Below are 1,692 nucleotides of genomic sequence, written 5' to 3'. Positions count from 1 at the left end.
CGCGCGGTCCGTGCGGTGATCGGGCCGGACGCGCCGCTGATGGTGGACGCGAACCAGGCGTTCGGGTACGCCGAGGCGCTGCGGCGCGGGCGGGCGTACGAGGACCTGGACTGCCGCTGGTTCGAGGAGCCGCTGCCGGCCCGGCGACACGGACGGGCACGTGCGGCTGGCGGAGAAGCTGGACATCCCGATCGCGACCGGCGAGAACCGGTACGGGCAGGCCGCCTTCCGGGACCTGATCGCGCGCGGCGGCGTCGGCGTCGTACAGCCGGACCTGCGCCGGGCCGGTGGGGTGACGGACTGTCTCGAGATCGGGCTGATGGCGGCCGGGTTCGGGGTGCCGTACGCGTCGCACGGAGGCGGGGCGCACATCCACGTCCTGGCGGCGCTGCCGAATACGATCTACGTGGAGAGCGGGCTGCTGCCCGAAGGTGTTCAGCTCGTGGACGGCTGTTATCCCTTGCCCTCGGCACCGGGACTGTCGGCTAGTTGGTGACCGTCATCGGGAATCCACGGTGAATTTGTAACCGAGACCTTGTGTGTTACTCACGGGTCAGCGAAGGTGACGTGGAGTACTTCATACGCCACCCTCAGCTCCCAAAGGCGGTCCGCCCATGAAGTCCATCGCCAGTCTGCTGTCCGCTGCGGCCCTCGGCGCCGCAGCCCTGCTCGTCCCCGGGGTCGCGCACGCCGCGGCCCCGAACTACGTCGCGATGGGTGACTCGTACGCCTCCGGCGTCGGCACCCGCACCTACATCTCCTCCAGCGGTTCCTGTCAGCGCTCGACCAAGGCGTACGCGTACCTCGACGCCGCCCGGATCGGCGCCAACCTCAACTTCGTGGCCTGCTCCGGCGCGAAGGTCGCCGACGTCACCGCGAACCAGCTGCCGTCGGTGACCAGCTCGACGAACATCGTCTCGGTGCAGGTCGGCGGCAACGACGCCGGCTTCTCCTCGGTCATCACGACCTGCGCGGAGCCGTCCTGGCTCGGCGACTGCACGAGCGCGGTCGCAGGCGCCCAGTCCATCATCAATAACACGCTGCCCGGCCGGCTGAACACGCTGTACGCCGCCATCAAGAGCCGGGCCTCGTCCGCGAAGGTTGTCGTGGTCGGGTACCCCCGGCTCTTCAACGGCATCGACTGCAACGCCGCCACATTCTTCAGCCCGACCGAGATGACCCACCTGAACGCGACCGCCGACCTGCTCAACTCCAAGCTCGCCGCCGCCGCGAGCGCGGCCGGGTTCACCTTCGTGAACCCGACGTCGGCGTTCATCGGGCACGCCGTCTGCGGCAGCCCGGAGTGGATCAACGGCCTGTCCAACCCGGTCAGCGAGTCGTACCACCCGAACGTCACCGGCCAGGCGAACTACGCGAACCTGGTCCAGCCCGCACTCTGAGTCACCCCACAACTGCCGTCCCGGACGTCCGGGACGGCAGTTGTGCGTTCGGAGATGCGGAACCGGCGAGTTCGTGGTGTCATGCAGAGGTGGCGCGGAGGTCCGTCGACTGGTTGCTGGCGGCCAGGATGCAGGCCAACTGCCTAGCGCGTCCGGTGAACGAGGCCGGCCCCGGAGGGGTGGCCGACGTCGTGCGCCGGACGGGGGGACTGCAGGCCCAGACCTGGCGCGGTGCGGCGTACGCCGTGCGCGCCCGATCCACCGCCACCACCCTCGCCGACGTGACGCACGC

3 protein-coding genes and 1 pseudogene are annotated in these 1,692 nt (G+C 69.8%); all 4 read left to right on the top strand.

Annotated elements, in window-relative coordinates; genetic code table 11:
• Positions 1–39: 39 nt before the first annotated feature.
• Positions 40–102 (top strand): annotated as a pseudogene (locus VFF46_RS40700) (hypothetical protein); the annotation flags it as partial.
• A gap of 58 nt (positions 103–160) precedes the next feature.
• On the top strand, positions 161–496 hold the full coding sequence (locus tag VFF46_RS35490; RefSeq protein ID WP_414673130.1) for an enolase C-terminal domain-like protein: 336 nt from the start codon (positions 161–163) through the stop codon (positions 494–496).
• Positions 497–614: 118 nt separating this feature from the next.
• On the top strand, positions 615–1,400 hold the full coding sequence (locus tag VFF46_RS35485; RefSeq protein ID WP_325041637.1) for an SGNH/GDSL hydrolase family protein: 786 nt from the start codon (positions 615–617) through the stop codon (positions 1,398–1,400).
• 89 nt (positions 1,401–1,489) lie between these two features.
• Positions 1,490–1,692 (top strand): hypothetical protein (locus VFF46_RS35480; protein ID WP_325041636.1); only part of this gene is annotated, 203 nt, incomplete at its 3' end.

The organism is Kribbella sp. (assembly GCF_035655035.1).
In the GTDB taxonomy this organism is placed as follows: domain Bacteria; phylum Actinomycetota; class Actinomycetes; order Propionibacteriales; family Kribbellaceae; genus Kribbella.
This window is presented reverse-complemented; position numbering and strand designations above follow the sequence as displayed.

What these genes read in the sequence shown, in the direction of transcription:
- VFF46_RS35485 (WP_325041637.1), top strand. Translation starts at nt 615, where the DNA reads ATGAAGTCCATCGCCAGTCTGCTGTCCGCTGCGGCCCTCGGCGCCGCA.